A 23,115-nucleotide genomic window follows, 5' to 3' on the forward strand; every position below is an offset into this window, starting at 1 on the left:
CCGCTCAGCTTCCTTCAGGCAACTTGAAGCCGGTTACTGACTGTCGGAGTTGCGCTGACAGCGCCGTGAGTTCTTCGACCGCCTTCGCGGTTTCGGCCGAGGCGCGCGAGGTTTGGGTCGAAATTTCGCGAACACCCTGCATCCGTCTGGCGGCATCGGTGGTGCTGGCCGACTGGCGACGCGCATCGCCGGCAATGGCGCCGATCAGCTCGGCCATGGTCTGCGAACTCAGCTGCACGCGGCTCAGCGCACCGCCGGCCTCTTCGGCACTGCGGGCTCCATTGACCACGTTGTGGGTCGAACGCTCCATCGAAATGATGGCTTCGTTGGTGTCGGCCTGAATCGTCTTGACCAGGGTTTCGACCTGACGCGTGGCGGTCGAGGCGCGCTCGGCGAGGCGCTGCACTTCTTCGGCGACCACCGCGAAACCCCGTCCCTGCTCGCCCGCCATGGCGGCCTGGATGGCCGCGTTGAGGGCCAGGGTGCCGGTCTGTTCGGCAATGTCGTTGATCAGCTCGATGATGTTGCCGATTTCCTGCGACGACTCACCGAGGCGTTTGATGCGCTTCGAGGTGTCCTGAATCTGCTCGCGCAGCGCGGCCATGACGTTGATCGTACCGCGCGCGGTCTCGGAACCACTACGGGCGACATCGACCGACTCACCGGCCTGTTCGGCCACCGACTCGGCGCGCTCGGCCACGCCGGTCAGGGTGTTTGCGGTCTCGTTCATCTGCAGGGTCAGCGACGCGATATCGCTGGCCTGTCGCTCCGAGCCCGCCGACATGTTCTGTGCCAGCTGCTGGGTGGCGCCGGCGCCTGCGGCGACGCGCTCGGACGTGCGGGTAATGGTGCCGACCAACTCGCGCATGTTCTGCACGGTGTAATTCAGCGAGTCGGCAATGGCGCCGGTGAAGTCTTCGGTCACCGTGACGTCGACCGTCAGGTCGCCGTCGGCGAGGTTGGTGATTTCATCCAGCAGCCCGAGAATCGCCTGCTGGCGTTGGGCGTCCTGAGATTCGGCCCTGACCATGCGGCCGCGCACGTTGCGCGAGGCGAGCGTGCCGTAGGCGACCAGCAGGGCGATGGCCAAGGCCACGGCGATGGCGCTGATGACCGGGTAGGCCGCCAACTGCGCGTCACGCTGAACCAACTGGCCGGCCAACACGCCGGCCGCCCCGGTGACGTTGGGCACTTCCTTGGGCAGGTCGGCGACCAGTTCCTGAAGCGTGGCGATGCTGCCGACGCGAACGATCATGTCGTTGACCGTGGTGGTCAGTGTCGCCAGATCGGGTGCCACCGTCTCGGCCAGATCCCGGGTGGCGGCTTCGCGCAGCATTTCTTCGTTGCGCGCCGTGATGTCGGCCAGCAGGGCGACCAGTTGCTCGTAGAAGTTGCGCGCCTCGCGGCCTTCGGTGAACAGGCGTGCTGCCGTACCGGCGAAGCGATCGAGGCTGGCCATCTGCTGTGCGAGCATGACGCTGGCGGCTGGCCGGGCCTGGCGGGCGACCAGGTTCTCCGCAAGCTCCAGATGCATGGGGTAGAGCCCCTCGGGACCGCGCACTGCCTCGACCAGACCGCGTGCCTCGCCAACGCCGATGTCAAAGTCCGGCGTCAAGCGAATGATGGTGCTCAAGGGTGTTTGCAGCCGGCCCCAGGCGGCGCGCAGCGCTTCGGCGTCTTCTTGCATCAAGGCCGGCAGGGCCGGCAGTTCATAGATCTCGTTGCCTTCGATCAGGCCCAGCGTCAATTCGTCAACGTCGGCGGTGAGGGTGCTGATCACCTGCAGGTCAGGGGTCACCCCGCGGTTGATCTCGCCGCTGACCAGGGCGATGCGCGCGACGCTGTCGGGAATGCCGCGAACCGTTTCCAACCAGTAGCTGCCACGCGTTTGAGCGGTTTGCGTGATCAGCGCCATCAGCAGCGCCGCCACCAGCAGGGCGATTGCGCCGCCCAGCAAGATGTAATCGCGTCGCCGCAGACCCGCCCCGACGTCCTGCCCGGTTGCCTCTGCCATCTGCTTATCCCCGCCTCAATGTGGTGCCGCAATCCGCGATGCCGGAAGGTGATCAGCCGCTGCCCAGCACCTGTGCGATCTTGTTGAGCAGCTCAGCGTCTTTGAACGGCTTGACCAGGTACTCCTTGGCCCCCTGACGCAGCGCCCAGACGCGGTCGGTTTCCTGATTTTTGGCGCTGACCACGATCACCGGAATGTGTGCCGTGGCGGTGTCGCGTGACAAGGTACGCGTCGCTTGAAAACCGTTGACGCCCGGCATCACCACGTCCATCAGCACCACGTCCGGGTGTTCCTCGCGGATGCGGGCCAAGGCGTCGCCGGCATCGGCCGACACCAGCACCACGTGCCCCGCTTTTTCGAGGATGCGTTTCAGGTTTGCCACGTCGGTGGGTGAGTCATCCACCACCATGATCTTCGCCATCCCTTTCTAGCCCCTGTCGATCTGAATTTTGCTTTGCCGCCGACGGTCGCCGCCGCCATTCGGCCCGTGTGCGAGCCTGTACCGACCTGACTATACCGGACTGAACTGGGGCTGCGGCAGGCGTGCGAGATTCAGTCGGAAAGGCGGTGGCGTGCGACACCCAGATGCCAGCAGGCGGCGACCCGGTGCGTGAATCTCATGCCCGCCAGCGGCGTGTTGCGGCCGCGGCTCAGCAACTGTTTCGGGTCCAGGGTCCAGGTTTCCGGCCTGATCAGCGCGAGGTCGGCAGGCTGTCCGGCGCTGATGACCGGTGGGTTAAGACCCAGACGCCGGGCCGGCGTGCTCGTCACACGCTGCACGGCGGTCAGCGGCTCGACACCATCCTCGGTCATCCACTTCAGCGTCAGCGGCCAGAGCAGCTCCAGCCCGCTCGCGCCAGCGGCGGTCAGCGGAAACGGGTTGCGCTTGGCGTCGGCCTCGTGCGGCTGGTGATCGGAGCAGATGGCCTCGATCACCCCGGCCTTGACGGCCTCGCGCAGGGCCAGCCGATCCGCCTCGCTGCGCAGCGGCGGCATCAGGTGTGCGGCGGGGTCGAAGCCATCCAGCGCGGCGTCGGTGAGAAACAGTTGATGTGCGGCGACGTCGGCGCTGATCGGCAGGTCGCGGGCCTGGGCGGTGGCCACAAGCTCGGCGCCGCGCGCGGTCGACAGGCGGCCGAAGTGCAGCCGCGCGCCGGTGTCTTCGACCAGCGAAATCCAGAACCGCATCGCCGCCACCTCGGCCGCCACTGGAATGGGTGACAACCCCAGTCGGGTCGCGGTGGCGCCTTCGTGGGCGCAGCCGCCGTTGGCAATGCGCGCGTCCAGCGGCTGGATGTGCACGGTCATGCCCAGGCCTTGTGCATATTCCAGCGCGCGGCGTGCCAACAGCGGATCGTCGAGCGGTGCCATGGCCTGCGACAGGCCGACACAGCCGGCAGTCTTGAGGGCGCTCATCTCGGCCAGTGCCGTGCCGGCCAGACCTTGCGTGAGCGCGCCCAGCGGCATCACCCAGGGGCTGCGCGCCGCCTTGGAGATGCGCAGCACCCGGACAATCATCGCCGGGGTGTCGAGCACCGGATGGGTGTCGGGCGGCAGGGCGAAACGGGTGATGCCGCCGGCAAACGCGGCGCGGGTCTCACTGGCGAAGTCGGCCTTGGCGGTGTGGCCCGGTTCGCGGAAGCGCGCAGCCAGATCGACCGCGCCCGGCACCAGCCAGCCACCTGCGGCATCAATATGTTGGTCGACGGCCATGTCAAGCGGCGCGTCGGCGGCCAGCACTGCGCCGATCTTGCCGCCGTCGATCAGCACGTGGCCGGGGCCATCGAAGCCGCTGACCGGGTCGAGAATGCGGACATTGCTGATCAGCGTGCGGCTCATGCGCGGGCCCCGAGAATGCGGTCCATCACCGCCATGCGCACGGCGATGCCGTTGTTGACCTGTTCGAGAATCACCGAGCGCGGCCCGTAGGCCATGTCACCTTCAATTTCGACGCCGCGGTTGATCGGTCCGGGGTGCATGACGATGGCGTGATCCGGTAGCCGCGCGGCGCGCTGGTGGGTCAGGCCGTAATCGCGGTGAAATTCACCCAGGCTGGGCAGAAACGCACCGAGCATGCGCTCCTTCTGCAGGCGCAACAGCATCACCACGTCAACGCTGTCCAGCGCCGCGTCGAGGTCGTGGAACACCTGCGCGCCGAGGGCGGAAATGCCTGCGGGAATGAGGGTGGGCGGGGCGGCGACACGAATCTCTGCCGCGCCCAGCGTGCGCAGGCCGTGGATCGCCGAGCGGGCGACGCGCGAGTGGAGAATGTCGCCCACCAGACACACCTTGAGTCCGGCAATGCGGCCCATCCGCTGGCGAACCGTCAGCAGGTCGAGCAGGCCTTGCGTCGGGTGCGCGTGGCGGCCGTCACCGGCATTGAGGATGGCCACTCCCGGCGCGGCGTGCGCGGCAAAAAAGTGTGCAGCGCCCGACGCGTCATGACGAATCACGAACATGTCGGCCTGCATGGCTTCCAGCGTTTTCAGCGTGTCGAACAGCGTCTCGCCCTTGGACGTCGACGAGGCGGCAACCTGCAGGTTGAGCACGTCGGCCGACAGGCGCTTGGCAGCCAGTTCGAAGGTGGTACGGGTGCGCGTCGAGGGCTCGAAAAACAGATTGATGACGGTGCGACCGAGCAGGCTGGCGTGCTTCTTGTCGCCGTTGCGGCCGGCGTCCAGATACTGGTCGGCGTGGTCGAGCAAGTCCGTCAGTGTGGCGGCCGGCAGGCCTTCAAGGGTCAGTAGATGCTGCAGGCGACCTTGGTCATCGAGTTGGGAGACAGCGCTCATGGCGCGGATTATGCGGGAGGCGGGGGCGATGCGGAATCGCTGAAGCGCTTCAATTGACCGCTGGCCGCCTCCTGAAACCACTGCTCCAGAATCACTCGTGCCGATTCGGCGTCACGGTCAGTCTTGCGCACCCGGCGGTTCAACTGACCGCTGGCGCGCGCGCTGCGCAGGCGGTCATCGGCACTGCGCGAGCTGTAGCGCTCGTCGCACAAATATATGGTCGCGCCAAAGCGTGCCTGCAGTTCGAGCGCGAAGGAGGCAGCCAGCGCGGTGGCGGGCTGGGTTTCGCCGTCCTCGGTTAGTGGCCAGCCGATCACCACGGTATCGGGTGCCCAGTCGCGCCACAGCCGGTCCAGCGCGGCCACATCGTCCGGATGCAAGGTGGGCAGCGCGCGGGCATTGCCGGTCAGGGCCTCGCCGACCGCCACGCCAATGCGCTTGTGCCCGACATCGAAGGCGAGGGTGGCCATCAGCGGCGCCCATGACCTGATCGGCCCGCCACCCTCACCCCGTCATTCCGGGCTTGACCCGAAATCCATGCCCGCTCGTCGGCGGGGGCAAAGTTTGCGGTTCGAACGGGCCGCGCTGGACCCCGCATCAAGTCCGGGGTGACGCAGGGGGTGCGGGTCAGGCGCGTTTCGGTATCGGTCCTGATCACTTGATTCGCATCGCTTCAAGCGTGTCCGGCGCTCTGGGTGAGCTGTGTGATGTCGACACCCAGCAGCCGGGTGGCTGCCTGCCAGCGCTCTTCAATCGGCGTCTGGAACAGGATCTGCTGATCAACCGGCGTGTTGAGCCAGGCATTGCTCAGCACTTCTTCTTCAAGCTGACCTTCGTCCCAGCCGGCGAAGCCCAGGGCCACGACATAATTTTTGGGACCGGTGCCGGTGCCCAGCGCCCGCAGGACATCGCGCGAGGTGGTGATGTGCAGCCCGCCTGGCAGGTCCAGCGTCGATTCCCAGCCGCCTGGCGCATCGTGGATGACGAAGCCGCGTTCCGGCTGTACCGGGCCGCCCCAGAACACCGGGGCGTCTTCATCCAGCGCGTCGCTCTCAAGGTCCATCTGCTTGAGCACGTCGACCAGTTTGAGCTCCATCGGGCGGTTGATCACCAGGCCGATCGCGCCATGGTCGTTGTGCTCGCAGAGCAGCGACACGGTGCGCGAAAAATGTTCGTCCAGCATCGCCGGCATGGCGATCAGGAACTGGTTTTTGAAGAACTCACTCATGAGGCGAAGTGTATCCGCCCGTCGCTAATGTCGGCAGCCGCAGCAGCAGCCGCTGGGCCAGCCAGCCGGTCACCAGGCCCAGCGCCAGCGCCATGACCAGCAGCAGCGGCAGCAGGTTGAGCAGGCCGGGATGCGGCACGAACACCCGCCAGGCCAGCAGGAATTGGCCGCTGACATGCGCCACCGCCGACAGCGCCGACACGCCGACCACCGTCAGCGGCAGGCGCGGAACGGCCCGGTTCCAGCCGCTGGCCAGCGCCAACGCGCCGAGGCTGAGCGCGGCGCCGGCCGTCGCCAGCCAGAAGCCGGGCGCCATGAAGCTGCCGACCAGCAGGCTGCCGACCAGCACCCGCAGGCCGGTCACCCAGACGGCACTGGCCAGCCCCCAGCGTGCCCAGACGATGAGCGTCACCACATTGGCCAGGCCGGGTTTGATGCCGGGCACCGGTGACGGGATGCCGGCTTCAACCAGGTGCACCAACACCGCGATGGCGGCAAAGCCGGCAATCTGCGCGTCAGAAAGGGTGGCGCGCGACATGGTCAGTGGTTGACGGCATCGACTGCGCCGGGCCCATGCCCGCGCAGGCTCACCGACACACGGTTGGGCAGGCAGGCGGTGCTGTCGCCGGCGGTGTTGAGCCAGCCGCGGTGAATGCACACGCGGTTGCGGCAGGGGCTTTCAACAAAGCGCAGCTTGCCGGGCTCGACGCGCAGCACACTCACGCCGGCATACCCGTCGATATGGTGCTCGCCAGGCTGGCTGAGATTGAGCGTCTGGCGCAGCTCGCCGCCCACCCGTATCTCGGCCTCGGTGGCCGGGCCGCCGGGCGTCCAGAGTGCCGCAAAGCAGGTGCCGATGGCCGCAAACAACAGCATCAGCAGCACGCGGTCGGCGGCGGTGATGCGCCCATTGAGAACGGGCCCCCGCCTCACGGCAGCACGTTCACCTCGACGCCGGTCGAGGCTTGGAAGCGCTCGGCAAACGCGCGGGTGGCCCAGACCTCGCCATTGCCGAGCATCACCATGGCCTGTTCGATGTCCATGGCCCGCGCCGTGTTGCGCCAGCCTTCCGGTCCGGCGACGAACAGGGCGGTGCTGGCGGCATCGGCGAGGACGGCGTCGGGCGTGATCACCGTCGCCGAGGTGATGCCGACGGCCGGCTGGCCGGTGCGGGGATCGATCAGGTGGTGGTAGCGCTGGCCCTCAAACTCGAAGTAACGCTCGTAATCGCCGCTGGTGAAAATCGTTTCACTGCCGTCGGTTTCGAGAATGCCCATCAGCGGCTGGTCGGGCTTCGCCGGGCGTGGATGCCGCACGCCAATGCGCCAGGCCTTGTCACCCTTGCTGCCGCGGGCCACCACGTCACCGCCCATGTTGACCAGATAGTGCTCAAAGCCCGCCGCGTCGAGCAGCACGGCGATCTCGTGGGCCGCGTCGCCCTTGGCGATGCCGCCAAAGTTGAGCTGCACGCCGGGTGCCGGCCCCACCTTTTCAGCCTGCAGGGTGGGCGCTTTGGCGATGGCGGCCAGCGCCGTGGTGATGGCCTCGGTCGCGGGCGGTTGGCTGGCGAATGCTTCCTGGCGGTTCCAGCCCCACAGGTCGACGAGCTGCCCGACACGCACGTCGAACAGACCCTTGCTGGCCGTCGACAGGGCTGCGGCGCGGGCGAACAGGGGTTGCAATTCAGCGGCAACCGTCGCCGCCTCGCCCTTGGCCAGCGCCTGGTTGACCGCGGTCAGCTCACCATCGGTCAGCACGCTCCAACGCTGCTGGTAGGCCTTGATCGTCGGCCGCACGTCCCGCATCGCCGCGTCAAAATCATCGTGCGTTTGGCCGCGCTCCAGGTAAACACTGACGTTGATCAGTGTGCCGAGGCCGAGAAACTCTTCCACGTGCACCCGGTCATGGTCGGGCTGGCGCAAGGCCAGCCAGACGAACAGCAGCGCAAGCGCGATGCCCCACGCGGCGCGCTTGAAGAATTGTTTGAGGCGCTCGTCCATCAAGCGTCGCCCATGAGTTTGCTGATGGCCGTCATCAATTGCCCGCCGATGTCGAGGTTGTAAGCGGCGTCGAGCTCGCGTGCGCAGGTGGGTGAGGTGACGTTGATCTCGGTGAGGTAATCGCCAATCACGTCCAGCCCGACAAACAGCAGGCCGCGACGCTTGAGCGCCGGCCCGACTTCGGCGGCGATCCAGCGGTCACGGTCCGTCAGCGGCTGCGGGCGACCGCTGCCTCCGGCGGCGAGGTTGCCGCGCGTTTCACCCTGCATCGGCACGCGCGCAAGGCAATACGGAACCGGCTCACCGTCGACCATGAGAATGCGCTTGTCACCCTCGACGATCGCCGGCAGGTAGCGCTGCGCCATGATCAGGTGCCGCCCTGCAGTGAGCGCCTCAATCACCGCACCCAGGTTCAGGCCGTCGCTGCCGACGCGAAAAATGCCCGCGCCACCCATGCCGTCCAGCGGTTTGAAAATCACGTCGCCATGCTCGGCATGAAACGCGCGCAGCGTTATCGGGTCGCTGGCAATCAGCGTCGGCGCGCAGCACTGCGGAAAGCGGCTGATGAAGAACTTCTCGTTGCAGTCGCGAAGGCTCTGCGGCCGATTCACCACCCGGCAGCCTTGCGCTTCGGCCAACTCCAGCGTGTAGGTCGCGTTGACAAAATCCATGTCGAAGGGCGGATCTTTGCGCATCAACAACGCATCGAGATCGCCCAGTGGCGCAGTGGCGGCGTCACCCAAGGTAAACCAGTCTTGGTTGTCGTCCCGCACCGTCAGGGCACGCCCGCGACCCAAGGCCAAGCCGTCGCGGACCCACAGGTCCCCCATCTCGAAATAGCGGAGTGCGTAGCCGTGGCGTTGCGCGGCCAACAGCAGGGCGAGGGTGGTGTCCTTGTAGGGTTTGATGGCCCGTATGGGGTCCATCACGACGCCGAGCGTGCGGGGCATGGGCAATCTGTCCTGATATGAGCCGGCCAGCGGAATTGGCCGAGCGCAACTTTACGTGATGCCGATGGCGGCGAGCGTGACGAAGCTTGTCGGATTTAGCGAACCGTGCATGTATGTCGGATCAAGTCCGGCATGACGGTGGGGGTCATGGCGAAGGGTGCTTGCAACTTCAATCACCGCCACCCCGGACTTGACCCCACTGGTGTCCAGAATAATGTTGCTCGTGATGCTGCCGACCCTGCTGTTATAAAGGCTGCGGTACGAGCGGCCATTAAAGACTCGATTTCATGCTCGCGCTGTTTCCCCTCGCCCGCTTGCGGGAGAGGGTGGCCGAAGGCCGGGAGAGGGCGCGCCGCAGGCGCGGCGGACTGGCCAGCAAACACCGGCCCCGTTCGGGTGCCGCCTTCTCCCCGCAAACGTATACGTTGCCCCTCTCCCGCAAGCGGGCGAGGGGAGAAAAACGACCAGACACTTCGATTATTTCGCCCTTGGAAGCACGGCCACTTCTGATCCACAAACGTTCCGGACAGCAGTGGGGCTTGACTCGGGGTCGATCACGGCTGATTCGGGGGCATTTGGCCCTCTTATGAGCGCTCTACAATCGCCGTGACGCCAACACCACCCGCCGCACAGATGGAGATCAGGCCGCGCCCACCACCGGCCTCGTCGATGATCTTGGCGAGCGTGGCGAGAATGCGACCGCCGGTGGCGCCAAAGGGGTGGCCCAGGGCCAGTGAGCTGCCGCGAATGTTGAGTTTGTCGCGGTCGATGCGGCCCAGCGGGCTGCTGCGGTTCAGGCGGTCTTTGCAGAAGGCTTTGCTTTCCCAGGCGTTGAGCGTGCACAACACCTGGGCGGCAAAGGCTTCGTGAATCTCGTAAAAATCGAAGTCTTGCAGCGTCAGGCCGGCGCGGTCGAGCATGCGCGGCACAGCGTAGGCGGGTGCCATCAGCAGGCCTTCTTTCTTGCCGACGAAGTCGACTGCGGCGGTTTCGCAATGCGTCAGGTAAGCCTGCACTTTCAGGCCGTGGGCCTTGGCCCAGGCGTCCGAGCCCAGCAGCACCGCCGAGGCGCCGTCGGTCAGCGGGGTGGAGTTGCCGGCGCTGAGCGTGCCCTTGCCCGAGGTTTTGTCGAAAGCCAGTCCCAGCGAGGCAAGTTTTTCGAGGGTCAGGTTGGTGCGCAGGTTGTTGTCCTGCTTCAGCCCGGAAAACGGCACCAGCAGATCGCTGTAAAAGCCTGCGTCGTAGGCGTTGGCGGCCTTCTGGTGGCTCTGGAAGGCCAGCAGGTCCTGATCCTGGCGGGAGATGCCCCATTCCTGCGCCATCATTTCGCAGTGTTGGCCCATCGACTTGCCGGTGCGCGGCTCGCCGTTGGTGGGGGTGGCCGGGGCCAGCATCGACGGCCGAATCTTGGCAATGGCCGCCAACTTTTGCCCGGTGGTCTTGGCGCGGTTGGCTTCAAGCAGAATTTTGCGCAGCTTGTCGTTGACGGCGATGGGGGCGTCCGAGGTCGTGTCCACGCCGCCGGCGATACCCGAATCAATCTGACCCAGCGCAATCTTGTTGCCGATGGCGATCGCCGCTTCCAGGCCGGTGCCGCAGGCCTGCTGCACGTCGAAGGCCGAGGTTTCCGGCGCCAGACCGGAGGACAGCACCGCCTCGCGGGTCAGGTTGAAGTCGCGGGAATGCTTCAACACTGCGCCGGCCGCCACTTCACCCAAGGCTTCGCCATGCAACTGGTATTTGTCGACCACCCCTTTGAGCGAGGCTGTCAGCATGGCCATGTTCGATTGCGTGGCGTAGGCGGTATTGGAGCGCGCGAAGGGGGTGCGGGCGCCGCCAATGATGGCGACTTTGCGGGCTTGGGCCATGAGATGCTCCTGAGCAGGTGGCGAAGAGGGAAACTGGGCAGCATCGAGGCCGACCAGGCCATGATGCAGTGCACCAAAAGGATACGCCTCGAAACGGCTGCTGCGTTTGGCTGTAGCGACAGCGCCCAAGGTAAGCGCCGATCAAACTTCACGCCACTTTCCTTGCCCGGCGCGATTTGGGACTCGCAACGCAGGCGCGCGACTTGATCAGCGCTTCCCAAGGCCAAAAAAGTTTGCGCGGGCCTCTTGAAAGGCGCAAGGCCGTGCCACACTGTTAGCAGCCTCAGGGGGAGAGTGCTAACAACCGTTGGCAACTGCCCCGTTGAGTTGATAAGTCCGTTTGTTTGTTTAAACCATTAATTACGGGAGAAACCCTATGAGTCTGCGTCCTTTGCACGATCGCGTGATCGTCAAGCGTCTCGAAGAAGATAAAAAATCCGCCGGTGGCATTCTGATTCCCGACAGCGCCGCCGAAAAGCCCCTCAAGGCCGAAGTGATTGCCGTGGGTTCAGGCAAGCGCACCGACGACGGCAAGACCCACGCCGTTGACGTCAAGGTTGGCGACAAGGTGTTGATCGGCAAGTACTCCGGCACCGAAGTCAAAGTCGATGGCCAGGACCTCGTGGTCCTGCGCGAAGACGACATCATGGCCGTATTCGCCTAAGTGGCTCTGCGCGAGGTTCTGTAGGTCGGGCTTCAGCCCGACTCGTTCGTCGGGCTGAAGCCCGACCTACAGAAAACAAGAACCCTGCGCGGCGTTCACACAAAGTCAATCCGAATTAGCAAGAGGAAGTTCAAATGTCAGCAAAAGAAATCAAGTTTGGCGACGACGCCCGCGCCCGTATGGTGTCCGGTGTCAATATTCTCGCCAACGCGGTCAAGGTTACCCTCGGCCCCAAGGGCCGTAACGTGGTGATCGACAAGTCCTTCGGCGCCCCCACCGTCACCAAGGACGGCGTGTCGGTTGCCAAGGAAATCGAACTGAAGGACAAGTTCGAAAACATGGGCGCCCAGCTGGTCAAGGAAGTTGCTTCCAAGACCTCCGACGCCGCCGGCGACGGCACCACCACCGCCACCGTACTGGCCCAGGCCATCCTCAACGAAGGCCAGAAGAGCGTCACCGCCGGCGTTGACCCGATGGACATCAAGCGCGGCATCGACAAGGCGGTTGAAGCCGTCACCGCCGAAATCAAAAAGCTGGCCGTGCCCTGCAAAGACCGCAAGGCCATTGCCCAGGTCGGCACCGTGTCGGCCAACAGCGACGAAGCCATCGGCGAAATCATCGCCACCGCGATGGACAAGGTTGGCAAGGAAGGCGTCATCACCGTTGAAGACGGTTCCGGCCTCGAAAACGAGCTGGACGTGGTCGAAGGCATGCAGTTCGACCGTGGCTACCTCAGCCCCTACTTCATCAACAACCAGCAGAGCCAGCAGGTTGAGCTGGAAAACCCGCTGATCCTCATCAGCGAGAAGAAGGTTTCCAACATTCGCGAACTGCTGCCCGTGCTCGAAAGCGTGGCCAAGGCCGGCAAGCCGCTGTTGATCATTGCCGAAGACGTCGAAGGCGAAGCACTGGCCACCCTGGTGGTCAACAACCTGCGCGGCATCCTCAAGGTTGCTGCCGTCAAGGCCCCCGGCTTTGGCGACCGCCGCAAGGAAATGCTCAAGGACATCGCCATCCTCACCGGCGGTACCGTGATTGCCGAAGATGTCGGTCTGTCGCTTGAAAAGGTGACGATCGACGACCTGGGCACCGCCAAGAAGGTCCAGATCAACAAGGAAAACACCACCGTCATCGACGGCGCCGGCGAGTCGGCTGCCATTGAAGACCGTGTCAACCACATCCGCCGCCAGATCGAAGACGCTACCAGCGACTACGACAAGGAAAAGCTGCAGGAGCGCGTTGCCAAGCTCGCCGGCGGTGTGGCCGTGATCAAGGTCGGCGCTGCCACCGAAATCGAAATGAAGGAAAAGAAGGCCCGCGTCGAAGACGCGCTGCACGCCACCCGTGCGGCCGTTGAAGAAGGCATCGTCCCCGGCGGCGGTGTTGCGCTGGTGCGTGCCGCTGCGGCACTGGAAAGCCTCAAGGGTGCCAATGACGACCAGACGGTCGGCATCAATATCCTGCGTCGCGCCATCCAGGAACCGCTGCGCATGATCGTCCGCAACTGCGGCGAAGAGTCCTCAGTGGTCCTCAACAAGGTCCGCGAAGGCAAGGGCAACTACGGCTACAACGCCGGCAACAACACCTACGGTGACATGCTCGAGGCCGGCATCATCGACCCCGCCAAGGTGACCCGTCTGGCGCTGCAGAACGCCGCCTCGGTGGCCGGTCTGTTGCTGACCACCGAAGCCATGATTGCTGAAGCCCCCGCCAAGAACGACGGCCCGGCCATGCCGGCCGGCGGTGGCATGGGTGACATGGGCGGTATGGGCGGTATGGGCGGCTTCTAAGCCCAACCCAGCGGTTCGTTGTGACAACAAGGCCCCGATTTCGGGGCCTTGTTTTTTGTGCCTCTCGGACGCCCCACAACCCCCTCAAACGCACCTCCGGCCAGGTTTCGCAAGCCTCGTATGTAGCCCGTAGGCTGGGTTGCAGCGCAGCGGAAACCCAGCGGCCTCCTGGAAGCTGCAACGCTGGGTTTCGCAAGCTCTACCCAGCCTACAACCGCGACCAGCACCGCCCGCCATGTCAGCCTCGTAGGCTGGGTTGCAGCGAAGCGGAAACCCAGCATCACCTGCGGCTCGCAGTGCGTGAAGCAGCCGCGAGAGCGATGGCGTTGCAGCCCCTGCAAACCTTCAGCACCGGTTGGCTAAATGCCACGGTCGGGGGGCGTGGCTCGTCCGGGCGGGATGGGTGCCGGGTCCGGGCAATCGCCTTTCGACCGCCGCGCAAGCGCCCATGAGTCCCGCTTCAAGTTGCGATTGACAAACGCCGGGGGCGCGCTGATATTTCGAGCGGACAACGGGAGAGCGTCATGCGGCGGACGATTTGGCCAGTGGCCCTGATCACGGGGATCTTGGGGGGCGCAGGGGGAAGTTGGGCGGCGGATCATGCGGAATCACCCGCGGCCGATCTTGACCGCGCGGCGGACATCGCCGACATATTCGTGTTTCGCGCCCCTGACCGACCTGACCGGATCATTGGTGCAGTGACGTTCGGCGGTCGACCCGCACCAAGAGCGCGGATCGATGTTGAGTACTGCGACCGGGATGTGCTCTACACGGTCCACATCGATAAAAACGCCGACGATGTCCCGGACACCGACGTGTTGATCCGCTACGGGCGCGACAGCAGCGGTCGCTGCGGTGTCCGCTTCGAGAATGTTCCCGGCGTCGAGGCGCGCGCCATCGATGGCCGCACCGAAACGGTGTTCACCAGTCCCAGTGGGCTGCGGTTCTTTTCAGGGCGACGCGACGACCCGTTTTTCTTCGATCCGCAGGGACTGGCCATGACACTGATGACGTTCAGTGCCGATCCCGATAATCCAACGGGTGAGATTCGCTTTGACCCTCAACGCGACGGGTTTGGCGCGCGCAACGTGACCGCAGTCGTGTTCGAAATGGACGAGGCTGCGCTGCTCCAGGGCGCGCCCACCAGCAGCTTGCGGTTCTGGACCACCACCAGCCGGTTCCAGGATTGATCCCCATGACCAACCATGCCTTATTGAGTCGCTTCTCCGTCTTTGCCTTGCTCGGTGTGGTCATCGGTCTCGCCGCTTGCGGTGGCGGCGGTGGCGGCGCGACATCGACACCTGAGCCGCCCTTGACCGGGGGCGATTTCAACGTCCGAACCGAAGCTGCCGCCCGCTTCGTCCGTGTTGATCGCATGGGGCAGCCCGCGGTCGGGACCGCGCTGCTGTCGCGTGCGCCGGGATCGAGGCCCGGCGACGACAATCAGCGCGATGCCCTGAATCGCGCGGACCCTGCGGACGACACCACATTCATCCCCGAAATGCTGGCGACATTGACGACGCTGCTTCAACAGCTCGGACCCGCGCTGCGTGTCGCCGGATTGACGCCCTGTTCAACGGGCGAGGGTTCTTCAATCGTCATCGATAAATGTGTGTCGCAGGTCGCCCCCATCATTGTTCCCGACGTTGTGACCTTCGACCTGGACCGCCCAACCGGTTGGCCCAACGGTCGTGGCTTTGATGACCCCGTGGTGGATCGCCTGCTGTCATTTGCCTTGCTCGATCTCGATGTTCACCCGCTGGATGCCCTGTTCGAGCTTCCACTGAATCCACCGGGTAACGAAGGTGATCGCGACGATCAGTCGCCCACCACCTTCCCCTACCTGCGCCCTGCATTCCCGGAACCGTCACCGCCGCCCCCGGCGCCCGGCTGATGTCGCCCTTGGGCCTCGGTCCGGCGATCGTGCTCGCCGGACTTCTGCTGGCGGGTTGCGGGGCGCAGAGCCAGCCGGCGGCCTCAATGAACATCGACCGCGCGACGACGGTTTCTTTTGCCCAGCGTCTGGCACAGGCCGATGCCGACGTTCAGGCCGCCAGCCTGGCTTTGGAAGCGGCCCCCGAGGTCGCAGACAATGCCGTCGCCTTGACGGAAGCTTTGCTCGAACGGGCGTGGCTTTCAGGCCAGTACACCGATTTTGTCGACGCCGACCAGGCCTTGCAGCGCGGGCGTGATGCCCAAGGCCAGACGCCCTCGTTTTGCCTGGTTGAGGCGCGCCTGAAGGTCACCCTGCATCGTCTTGGCCTGGCCTCCGCCGCGCTGGAACGCTGCGGGCCCTTTGCTGACCCGCAGATGCGCGAACGCCTTGAGGCCGATCTGCAGTTCATGAGGGGCGATTTGTCGGGGGCCTTGGCGCGGGTTCGTGGGCGGCTGAATGCGCATCCATCGGTGAGCTTGCTGGTGCAGATGGCCACCCTGCAAGAGGCCGCAGGCGCGCCGGAGGAGGCCAAGGCGCTCTTCCGAAGTGCCGAAGATGCCGATCACAGCGGCGATCCGGCACAGCGGGCATGGCTGCGGCTTCGGCGCGGGCATGTCGCCTTGCATCAGGGTCGCTGGGAGGAGGCTCGCGCGGTCTATCTGTCGGCCGACTCGGCGTTGCCGGGTTGGTGGCTGATCGAGGAACACCTTGCTGAGATCGAGGCGCTAATGGGCGAGTCTGCCGCTGCCGAAGCCCGCTATCGGTCGATCATCGAGCGCACCGACTTGCCCGAGTTCATGGATTCGTTGGCCGGGCTGCTGACAGACCAGGGCCGTGACGACGAGGCGCAGACCTGGATTGACCGCGCCCGTGACCGCTACGACCAGCGCTTGAACCGATTCCCCGAAGCGGCGGCGGGCCATGCGCTTGACCATTTTCTTCAGTTCGACCCCTCACGCGCGCTTGCGCTGGCGGTCGCGAATTATGCTGAGCGCCCGTATGCCGAGCCTGCCCTGGGCTTGGCCAGGGCGCTTGTACTCTCGGGTCAATGGCCAAAGGCGCTAGACCTGCTGAAGCGCCATTCGGCCGAGGGGTGGGCCTCTGCCGAGTGGCGATGGGTGCTGGGTGAGCTTCTGATCATGGCCGCGGACGCGCAAGGCGAGGGCCATCAGCAAGCGGCCCTGAGCTTGAATCCCCGCGCTGCGGACATGTACGGCTTGGCGCTTCCTTAGCGCTGCCAGCGCCCACGTCTGGCCCGCGCCGACAGCCTGAAAAACAGATGCGTTCCCTTATTTCAGTGCCTCGCGGGCCTGCGCCAGACCGGCGCGGAAGGTTTCGGCATCGTAATTGTTCGGGGTTTCGACGGCGCTGAAAACACGGTCCAGCGCCGGGCGCAATGCCTTGCTGCGGGGGGCGTCGCTGCTGGCCAGATAGACGTTGAGGCCTTCCATGCCCATCGCGATCTGTTGCGCGGCGGTGTAGTCACCCGAGTCGCGTTGCAACCCCGCCTCGGCCATGGCTTGCAGGATGGTGCGTGCCGTCTGCCCGCTGACGCTGGCCGACTCCGCTTTTGCAATCAGCGCGGGCAAGGTGCCGCGCAGCGAGGTTGCAGCCTTTTTGATGTCGGCGACCGACACGGTTGACGCGGCATGAAGTTGCGCCACACCAGTGCGCCATTTAACGAGACTGTCGGGCGCCACCACCGACACCACATGCGCGCTCATCGCCAGGCTGGCATTGAACAGGCGCACCTGCCCGGGCGGGTTGTTGCCAGAGACCCCGGGCTCCCAGCGCGGTGGGCGCATCGGGTGGTGACAGGCATTGCAGTCGAAGAACACCAGCTCGGGAAACAACCCGTGGCTGATGAACCGTTCGCTGATCAGGCCGTCCAGAAACGCTTCGGTGGCCACCAGTTGGCCGATCATCCAAAGGCGCAGGCCATCGGCCGCGCCCTTGCGCTCGACATAGTCACGATCAATCTGAAAGTGCGCGGGCTGAATGTTGGTGAAGGTGTCGAGCTCAAAGCTCAGCGGCGGGTGTCCCGCGCCCATCATTTTGTGGTCGATGGGTTTGCGCGTGCTGCCCATGTGACAGTCCAGGCACAGGCGTGCGCGCGCCGCCGGCTGCGGAAGCGGGTATAGGCCGTCGGCCACGTTCTGTGCGTGCGTGTTGCCCGAGACATGAGGGCCCAGCCAATCCTCACCGCCCCCGTGGCAGGCTTCGCAGCCCACCCCGTCGCTGAGCTTGAAGCGGCGACCGCGACGCTCGGCGGGCACGAAGTCGCTGTGGCAGGTCAGACATTCGGCCGCTTCGTGGGCCGGTTTCGTGTAGCCCAAATTGGCGACAATTCTTTTTGATGCCGGGGTGAGCAACACCTTGTAGGCATTGGAATGCGCGTCCTGACGCTCCCAGGTGGTGAACTCGTTTTGCAACACCGGCGTCTCGCTGAGCGGCCGCGAGGCACCGTGGCAGGTGCTGCCTGCGCAGGTGGCCACGCCCAGGTGGATGTCGTCCGCGTCCGATGGAAACGCGGGGTTCGCCGAGGCCACCGCAGCCCCCGTCAGCATCAGTGCACTGATGACGATTCGGGCAAGTCGTTGAGTGGGGCGCATGTGGGCGTACCTGAAGTGAATCTGAATTGGATAGGATAGATATAGCGAATCGCGAAGCACCCGCCTAGTCCCAGGCGTCTGACCCAGGATCACCCCAGGCTCACCATGCGTTATCAAATTGCCATTGTGGGGGGTGGGCCCGCCGGTATTGCGGCTGCCTGCCGCGCTGCACGCGCCGGTGACACCCATGTGTTGCTCGAAGCCCAGCCGCATCTGGCCAACACCATTTATCGCTACCAGAAGGGCAAGCACGTGATGGCCGAGCCCTCCGTCCTGCCGTTGCGCGCGGATGCGGGGTTTGAGGCAGGCAAGCGCGAAGCCATCTTGGATCGCTGGGACATGGACGTCGTCGCAGCGGGCGTCAATCTGCGGCGGCAGGCCGAAGTCAAAGGCATCTGCAAGGACGAGAGCGGCTTCACCCTCACGCTGGTCAATGGCGAGGTCTTGCTGGCCGAGGCGGTCATCCTGTCGATTGGCGTGCAGGGCAATCCCCGCAAACTCGGTGCGCCCGGCGAAGACCTGCCGCAGGTGCAGTACCAGCTCGACGATCCCGATGAATATCGCGGTGAAGTCATCGTGGTGGTGGGCGCAGGCGATGCCGCGATCGAGAACGCCATCGCGCTGTCGGCGAACAACACGGTGCACATCGTCAATCGCAAGGGCGAGTTCAGTCGCGCCAAGGATGGCAACAACAGCGCCATCCTTGCGGCCATCGACCAGGGCAAGGTTATCGTGCATTACAACGCCGGGATCGAACGGCTGGAACTGCAAGCCGACGGCCCGCCGGTCAAGTTGCTGCTCAACGCCGACGCGGGGCACGAGACGGTGCCCTGCCATCGCATCATTGCGCGCCTGGGCGCCACGGCACCGCGAGACTTCGTCGAGGGCTGTGGCGTGCAGTTCCCCAGCAAAGATGCGGCGGCCCTGCCGCAGGTGTCGGCAAGCTATGAGTCCAACGTGCCGGGCTTGTACATCATCGGCGCGCTGGCGGGCTATCCGCTGATCAAGCAGGCGATGAACCAGGGCTTCGAGACCGTGGAATTCATCCGCGGACGCCCGGTGACGCCGGTTGACGAGCCGCTGCTGCGCAAAAAGTTCGAAGTGTTCAGCGCCATCAAGGATGTCGAGGTGGTGCTCGACGTGCTGCGTCAACGCTCGTCGATTCTGGCCGCCCTGAACCGTCTGCAGTTGCGTGAATTTTTGCTGGAGAGCGAGCTGCGTGCGCCCGAGCTGGGGACGCGCCTTTATCAAAAAGGGGACTACGGCAACACCGTGTTTCTGACTATTGCCGGTGAGGCCAGTGTGGAGCTGAACAGCGCCGATCTGGATGCCAATCCGGTGATCAAGGCCGGCCGCATGTTCGGGGAGTTGGCGCTGGTGTCAGGCCGTCCACGTTCGGCCTCGGTGGTGGCGGGCAAGGGCTGCATCATTGTCGAGGTGCCGCGACGCACCATGTTGCGTTTCATGGCCAGCCACGCGCCCATCCGCGAATACGTTGACCGGGTGTTCGCGCTGCGCGCCGTGCAGAACTACCTCGCCCCCGGCGTCGGCGAGGCGGAGGTTCTCAAGCTGCTGGACCTCTGCGAGATGAAAGCCTTCAAGGCCGGTCAGGCGATTTATGAGCACGGCACCGAGGCGGGCCATATTCATCTGGTGCGCAGTGGTTCGGTGACCCTGGCAGCCGCGCGAGGCGACCGTGAGCAGGTGTCGGCCTATGTGCCGGCCGGGCAATATTTTGGCGAGGTGGACGTCTTGGCCGGCACCGCGAGACGGCAGACCGCACGCGCCGCCATCAAGACCGAGACCCTGGCGATTCCCGCCGAGGCGTTTCTGCAGTTGCTCGAAAAGCATCCCGCCGTCCAGGTGCGGGTACGTGACCGCTTTCAGCTGGCGGTGCAGCAGCGCATCGAGATGGAGCGTAATCCCGAGCGCGGCGAAATGATGAGCTTCCTGCTCAAGGAAGGCCTCGGCGAGGCCACCGACGCCCTGCTCATCGATGAGTCGTTGTGCGTGCGCTGTGACCAGTGCGAGAAGGCCTGCGCGGCCACGCACGGGCAGGTGTCGAGGCTGGACCGCGAGGCCGGGGCGACCTTCGACCACTTGCACGTGCCCACGTCCTGTCGCCACTGCGAGCACCCGCATTGCATGAAGGATTGCCCGCCCGATGCCATTCACCGCGCAGCCAATGGCGAGGTGTTCATCGAATCGACCTGCATTGGCTGCGGCAACTGCGAGCGCAACTGTCCTTACGGCGTGATTCAGATGGGCGTCGAGTCCACCGAAGCGCCCAGCCTCTGGCGCTGGATGATGTTCGGTCAGGGCCGGGCGCCAGGTAGCGAGCTGAAAGTCAAAAACAAGGACATCGCCAAAAAGGCGGTGAAGTGCGACATGTGTCGTGGCCGCGACGAAGGTCCTGCCTGCGTGCAGGCCTGCCCCACCGGTGCCGCCCTGCGGGTCGGCCCTGAACAGTTCTTCGAGATTCTGCGCGATGGTCGCCGCTGATCATCTGCGGCGGTTATGGACGTCGTGGCGAACCCCGGTCGAGCGTGACGAGACTGAAGGCCACCGTTCGATGTGGGCCTATCGTCGTGCGCTCTGGCTCAAGCGCGCCGCCCTGCTGGTGTTGGTGTCGGTGCTGTTCTACGCCCTGACGGACCCCTGGCACGGCCACAACGGCGGGACCTGGCTGGGCTATACGCTCGGCACCGTGGGGTTGGCGCTGATTGTCTGGTTGGCGTGGCTGGGCATCCGCAAGCGCCAGTTCACCACCGGGCGCGGCGCGCTGGCAGCGTGGGTGTCGGCACACGTCTATCTGGGTTTGTCACTGGCCATCATTGCCACCCTGCATGCGGGTTTCCAACTCGGTTTCAATGTTCACAGCCTCGCTTACCTGTTGATGATGCTGGTGATTCTTTCGGGGGTGTACGGCGCTATTGCCTACACCGTGCTGCCGCGCCAGCTCACGCAAAACCTGGCGGGCATGTCCCGCGACGCCATCGTTGCCGAGATTGCCAGCGCTGACGAGCGCGCCCTGTCGTATGCCGCCAAGGTCGACCCGGAGACGCACGCCATGGTGATCCGTTCGGTCGAGCGGGTGCAGATGGGTGGCCCCTTATGGCAGCAGATTCGCGGTCGCTACCGGCGACGCGAAGACGGCGGCGCTCTGACGGCGACGCTCAGCCGCAAGGCGGCGCAGATTCGTGATCGCGCCGCCACTGCACCCGCCACCCGCGAGACACCCGGCGGCACGCGGGGCGTGACCCTGTTCATGGTCGCCGGGCAGATCTTCGATGGCGGGCGCGATGCCCGCGGCGAACATCTCGACAAGCTGATGGAGGCGCTGGCCCGGCGCAAGCTGTTGGTCGACCGGCTCAATCGCGACATCACCCTGCGCGCGCGGCAGAACCTCTGGCTGTATCTGCATGTGCCCATGACCTTTGCACTGCTGGTGAGCCTGTTCGTCCATGTGCTCACCGTTTTTCTGTACTGGTGAACGAGTGCGCCCGTGACTGAAAAAACCGCCTCACCTTGCAGCCCGAAACCACGTCTTACTGGATCGCCCTGCGGCGACCGTCGTGGGCGTGTTGTGTCCTCGGGCACGTTCTGAATGCGCGTCAGAATCGAAACGCAACCCCTCAGCGGCGCGCCCAGCACGCGTGACCTGGACGTTGCCGCCATTGCTATTGGCGGCAGCCCGCACAACACCATCGTGCTGCCCGGCAACCGGGTGGGGACGATGCACCTGCTGCTGAACTGCGGCGCCGACGGCATCTGGCGGGCGCAGGCGCAGGGTCCTTACCGGTTTGGTCTGGATGGGCAAAGTGGCCTGCAAGACGCCGTGCTTCAGCCCGGGCAAACCCTGGCGCTGGGGCCGCACCGAATTCAGGTGCTGGCGCCGACCGACGGGCTGTCGCTGGTGCTCAGCGTGGCGCTGGATGCCGAGGCCAAGGCCCGTCGCGGTGCGCTCGATCTTGCCGGTGCAGGCTTGCGCATGCGCCGTCCGGCATGGGTTGCCGCCATCGCGCTGCTGTTGCTGACGCTGCTGATTCCGCTGGTCATGGCGTTGCTACCTGCCGAGACCCCGGTACGGGCCTTCCTGCCCACCGACACGTTGTGGAATTCGGGAACCATTAGTAACGCCCACCAGCATCTGGCCAACGATTGCCGCAGTTGCCATGTCGATTTGTTCGTGCAGGTTCGTGATGAAACCTGTCGCAGTTGTCACCAGGGGCTGGGCGAGCACAGCGCCGACACCGACATATTGCACGCCAGCGGCCTGAGCGAACGTGGCTGCGCGAACTGCCATAAAGAACATGGCGGGACACACGCGGTGATGCCCGAGCATTCCGGCCTGTGCACGGACTGCCACGCCGCGCCCCACCAGGAAGACTGGTCTGCGCATTTGTCGCCTGCCGCCGATTTCGAACGCGCGCACCCCCCATTCCGCGTCAATGTCATCAGTGGCTGGGACGGTGCCATCCCGACCTTTGAGCGCACGCCGCTCGCCGATGCGCCCGCCGACAACAGCGGCCTGATCTATCCGCACGACCTGCATCTTGAAGCCGACCTGGACGGTCCCGAAGGCCCCGAAACCCTGGCCTGTGTCGATTGCCATCAACCCGGGCCGGGCCGGGTCGGGTTCCAGCCCATCGCCTTTGAGCCCCACTGTCAACGCTGCCACGCCCTGGATGTCGAAGCGCCCGACGCGACGGTCACCCTGCCGCACGGCGATATCGTGGCCGCGCGTTGGATGCTCGAGCGGATCGCCACCGACGCGCTGGCCGACATGCCTGAGGCCAACACCCCCGACATCGAGCGTCGCCGGGCCGGCAGCCAGGCTGACCGTGGTGACGGCCCCACGACAGAGGGCTGGGTGCAATCACAGATCGAGTCACGGCTGTGCGCCAAGTGCCATGTCGTGTCCGCGCAAGGCGAAGGGGTTGCGCCCGTCCTTTTGGCGCAGAGCTGGTGGCCACATGCCCGCTTTACGCACGCGCCTCACCAAACCACCGAGTGCGCGCTGTGTCACAGCGCCGAGACCTCGAAAGATGCCGCAGAGCTTCTGCTGCCGCCCATCGCCACTTGCCGCCAATGTCACGCGGGCGTAGCTTATTCAGCGGGGATACAGAGTGCCTGCGTGGACTGCCACGGCTTCCATCAGGTGAGCGCGACGCACAGCGTCGGCGATAGGGAGGGGCGCCTGCATGGGGATGCATCGATTCAACCCGTGGAGATGGGCTTACAGCCTTAGTTTGATTGCG

General features: G+C 65.1%; 20 protein-coding genes. 8 read left to right on the forward strand and 12 right to left on the reverse strand.

Going from position 1 to position 23,115, the window contains the following annotated elements; genetic code table 11:
* Window positions 1–4: 4 nt before the first annotated feature.
* From U741_RS0108450 to U741_RS0108500, 11 genes are all read right to left on the reverse strand, one after another.
* Complete coding sequence (locus U741_RS0108450) at window positions 5–2,014, reverse strand: methyl-accepting chemotaxis protein (protein WP_052378636.1); 2,010 nt, start codon at window positions 2,012–2,014, stop codon at window positions 5–7.
* A 52-nt stretch (window positions 2,015–2,066) separates the two neighbouring features.
* The gene (locus U741_RS0108455; protein WP_029890044.1) at window positions 2,067–2,435 is read right to left on the reverse strand and encodes a response regulator; all 369 of its coding nucleotides are present in this window, start codon (window positions 2,433–2,435) and stop codon (window positions 2,067–2,069) included.
* Between the two features lie 131 nt (window positions 2,436–2,566).
* Window positions 2,567–3,853 carry a dihydroorotase gene (locus U741_RS0108460; protein ID WP_052378637.1) on the reverse strand — a complete coding sequence of 429 codons (1,287 nt, stop codon included), beginning with the start codon at window positions 3,851–3,853 and terminating at the stop codon, window positions 2,567–2,569.
* Window positions 3,850–4,806, reverse strand: coding sequence for an aspartate carbamoyltransferase catalytic subunit (locus tag U741_RS0108465; RefSeq protein WP_029890046.1), 957 nt, complete (start codon window positions 4,804–4,806; stop codon window positions 3,850–3,852). The genes U741_RS0108460 and U741_RS0108465 overlap by 4 nt, the downstream gene beginning before the upstream one ends.
* An 8-nt stretch (window positions 4,807–4,814) precedes the next feature.
* Window positions 4,815–5,276, reverse strand: a complete 462-nt coding sequence (gene ruvX / locus U741_RS0108470) for a Holliday junction resolvase RuvX (RefSeq protein WP_029890047.1) — start codon at window positions 5,274–5,276, stop codon at window positions 4,815–4,817.
* Window positions 5,277–5,479: 203 nt separating this feature from the next.
* A complete protein-coding gene (locus U741_RS0108475; protein WP_029890048.1) occupies window positions 5,480–6,034 on the reverse strand; it encodes a YqgE/AlgH family protein in 555 nt (184 codons plus the stop codon).
* The gene (locus U741_RS0108480) at window positions 6,027–6,572 is read right to left on the reverse strand and encodes a Gx transporter family protein (RefSeq protein ID WP_029890049.1); all 546 of its coding nucleotides are present in this window, start codon (window positions 6,570–6,572) and stop codon (window positions 6,027–6,029) included. Before U741_RS0108480 ends, U741_RS0108475 begins: the two co-directional genes overlap by 8 nt.
* Before the next feature lie 2 nt (window positions 6,573–6,574).
* Entirely contained in the window at window positions 6,575–6,967 is a 393-nt protein-coding gene (locus tag U741_RS18335; RefSeq protein WP_052378638.1) for a NusG domain II-containing protein, read from the reverse strand.
* Entirely contained in the window at window positions 6,964–8,034 is a 1,071-nt protein-coding gene (locus tag U741_RS0108490) for an FAD:protein FMN transferase (protein ID WP_052378639.1), read from the reverse strand. The genes U741_RS18335 and U741_RS0108490 overlap by 4 nt, the downstream gene beginning before the upstream one ends.
* On the reverse strand, window positions 8,034–8,984 hold the full coding sequence (gshB, locus tag U741_RS0108495; protein WP_029890052.1) for a glutathione synthase: 951 nt from the start codon (window positions 8,982–8,984) through the stop codon (window positions 8,034–8,036). Before gshB ends, U741_RS0108490 begins: the two co-directional genes overlap by 1 nt.
* A gap of 584 nt (window positions 8,985–9,568) precedes the next feature.
* Window positions 9,569–10,852, reverse strand: coding sequence for an acetyl-CoA C-acetyltransferase (locus U741_RS0108500; RefSeq protein WP_029890053.1), 1,284 nt, complete (start codon window positions 10,850–10,852; stop codon window positions 9,569–9,571).
* A 376-nt stretch (window positions 10,853–11,228) separates the two neighbouring features.
* On the opposite strand from U741_RS0108500, the gene U741_RS0108510 reads away from it, so the two are divergent.
* The 5 genes from U741_RS0108510 (at window position 11,229) to U741_RS0108530 (ending at window position 16,474) form a co-directional block, all read left to right on the forward strand.
* Entirely contained in the window at window positions 11,229–11,516 is a 288-nt protein-coding gene (locus tag U741_RS0108510) for a co-chaperone GroES (protein ID WP_029890055.1), read from the forward strand.
* A gap of 134 nt (window positions 11,517–11,650) precedes the next feature.
* Window positions 11,651–13,306: a chaperonin GroEL gene (gene groL, locus U741_RS0108515; RefSeq protein ID WP_029890056.1), complete on the forward strand. Its 1,656-nt coding sequence runs from the start codon at window positions 11,651–11,653 to the stop codon at window positions 13,304–13,306.
* A 524-nt stretch (window positions 13,307–13,830) separates the two neighbouring features.
* Complete coding sequence (locus U741_RS0108520; RefSeq protein WP_029890057.1) at window positions 13,831–14,496, forward strand: DUF4331 family protein; 666 nt, start codon at window positions 13,831–13,833, stop codon at window positions 14,494–14,496.
* A gap of 5 nt (window positions 14,497–14,501) precedes the next feature.
* Window positions 14,502–15,200, forward strand: coding sequence for a hypothetical protein (locus U741_RS18340; RefSeq protein ID WP_029890058.1), 699 nt, complete (start codon window positions 14,502–14,504; stop codon window positions 15,198–15,200).
* Window positions 15,200–16,474 (forward strand): tetratricopeptide repeat protein, encoded by a 1,275-nt coding sequence (locus tag U741_RS0108530; RefSeq protein ID WP_029890059.1) that lies wholly within the window; start codon window positions 15,200–15,202, stop codon window positions 16,472–16,474. Before U741_RS18340 ends, U741_RS0108530 begins: the two co-directional genes overlap by 1 nt.
* 57 nt (window positions 16,475–16,531) lie before the next feature.
* Here U741_RS0108530 and U741_RS18345 read toward each other — a convergent pair whose 3' ends face one another.
* A complete protein-coding gene (locus U741_RS18345) occupies window positions 16,532–17,854 on the reverse strand; it encodes a multiheme c-type cytochrome (RefSeq protein WP_052378640.1) in 1,323 nt (440 codons plus the stop codon).
* Between the two features lie 105 nt (window positions 17,855–17,959).
* Between U741_RS18345 and U741_RS0108540 the strand changes: the two genes are divergently transcribed.
* The 3 genes from U741_RS0108540 (at window position 17,960) to U741_RS0108550 (ending at window position 23,105) form a co-directional block, all read left to right on the forward strand.
* Window positions 17,960–20,356, forward strand: coding sequence for an NAD(P)-binding domain-containing protein (locus U741_RS0108540; RefSeq protein WP_029890061.1), 2,397 nt, complete (start codon window positions 17,960–17,962; stop codon window positions 20,354–20,356).
* Window positions 20,343–21,347 carry a hypothetical protein gene (locus U741_RS0108545; protein ID WP_052378641.1) on the forward strand — a complete coding sequence of 335 codons (1,005 nt, stop codon included), beginning with the start codon at window positions 20,343–20,345 and terminating at the stop codon, window positions 21,345–21,347. The genes U741_RS0108540 and U741_RS0108545 overlap by 14 nt, the downstream gene beginning before the upstream one ends.
* Window positions 21,348–21,461: 114 nt before the next feature.
* On the forward strand, window positions 21,462–23,105 hold the full coding sequence (locus U741_RS0108550; protein WP_029890063.1) for a cytochrome c3 family protein: 1,644 nt from the start codon (window positions 21,462–21,464) through the stop codon (window positions 23,103–23,105).
* Window positions 23,106–23,115 lie beyond the last annotated feature (10 nt).

The sequence above is a fragment of the Polycyclovorans algicola TG408 genome (assembly GCF_000711245.1).
Taxonomy (GTDB): Bacteria; Pseudomonadota; Gammaproteobacteria; order Nevskiales; family Nevskiaceae; genus Polycyclovorans; species Polycyclovorans algicola.

Bases quoted from the DNA above. Each gene is read 5' to 3' on its own strand.
- U741_RS0108450 (WP_052378636.1), bottom strand. From the start codon at position 2,014: ATGGCAGAGGCAACCGGGCAGGACGTCGGGGCGGGTCTGCGGCGACGC.
- U741_RS0108455 (WP_029890044.1), bottom strand. From the start codon at position 2,435: ATGGCGAAGATCATGGTGGTGGATGACTCACCCACCGACGTGGCAAAC.
- U741_RS0108460 (WP_052378637.1), bottom strand. From the start codon at position 3,853: ATGAGCCGCACGCTGATCAGCAATGTCCGCATTCTCGACCCGGTCAGC.
- U741_RS0108465 (WP_029890046.1), bottom strand. From the start codon at position 4,806: ATGAGCGCTGTCTCCCAACTCGATGACCAAGGTCGCCTGCAGCATCTA.
- ruvX (WP_029890047.1), bottom strand. From the start codon at position 5,276: ATGGCCACCCTCGCCTTCGATGTCGGGCACAAGCGCATTGGCGTGGCG.
- U741_RS0108475 (WP_029890048.1), bottom strand. From the start codon at position 6,034: ATGAGTGAGTTCTTCAAAAACCAGTTCCTGATCGCCATGCCGGCGATG.
- U741_RS0108480 (WP_029890049.1), bottom strand. From the start codon at position 6,572: ATGTCGCGCGCCACCCTTTCTGACGCGCAGATTGCCGGCTTTGCCGCC.
- U741_RS0108490 (WP_052378639.1), bottom strand. From the start codon at position 8,034: ATGGACGAGCGCCTCAAACAATTCTTCAAGCGCGCCGCGTGGGGCATC.
- gshB (WP_029890052.1), bottom strand. From the start codon at position 8,984: ATGCCCCGCACGCTCGGCGTCGTGATGGACCCCATACGGGCCATCAAA.
- U741_RS0108500 (WP_029890053.1), bottom strand. From the start codon at position 10,852: ATGGCCCAAGCCCGCAAAGTCGCCATCATTGGCGGCGCCCGCACCCCC.
- U741_RS0108510 (WP_029890055.1), top strand. From the start codon at position 11,229: ATGAGTCTGCGTCCTTTGCACGATCGCGTGATCGTCAAGCGTCTCGAA.
- groL (WP_029890056.1), top strand. From the start codon at position 11,651: ATGTCAGCAAAAGAAATCAAGTTTGGCGACGACGCCCGCGCCCGTATG.
- U741_RS0108520 (WP_029890057.1), top strand. From the start codon at position 13,831: ATGCGGCGGACGATTTGGCCAGTGGCCCTGATCACGGGGATCTTGGGG.
- U741_RS18340 (WP_029890058.1), top strand. From the start codon at position 14,502: ATGACCAACCATGCCTTATTGAGTCGCTTCTCCGTCTTTGCCTTGCTC.
- U741_RS0108530 (WP_029890059.1), top strand. From the start codon at position 15,200: ATGTCGCCCTTGGGCCTCGGTCCGGCGATCGTGCTCGCCGGACTTCTG.
- U741_RS18345 (WP_052378640.1), bottom strand. From the start codon at position 17,854: ATGCGCCCCACTCAACGACTTGCCCGAATCGTCATCAGTGCACTGATG.
- U741_RS0108540 (WP_029890061.1), top strand. From the start codon at position 17,960: ATGCGTTATCAAATTGCCATTGTGGGGGGTGGGCCCGCCGGTATTGCG.
- U741_RS0108545 (WP_052378641.1), top strand. From the start codon at position 20,343: ATGGTCGCCGCTGATCATCTGCGGCGGTTATGGACGTCGTGGCGAACC.
- U741_RS0108550 (WP_029890063.1), top strand. From the start codon at position 21,462: ATGCGCGTCAGAATCGAAACGCAACCCCTCAGCGGCGCGCCCAGCACG.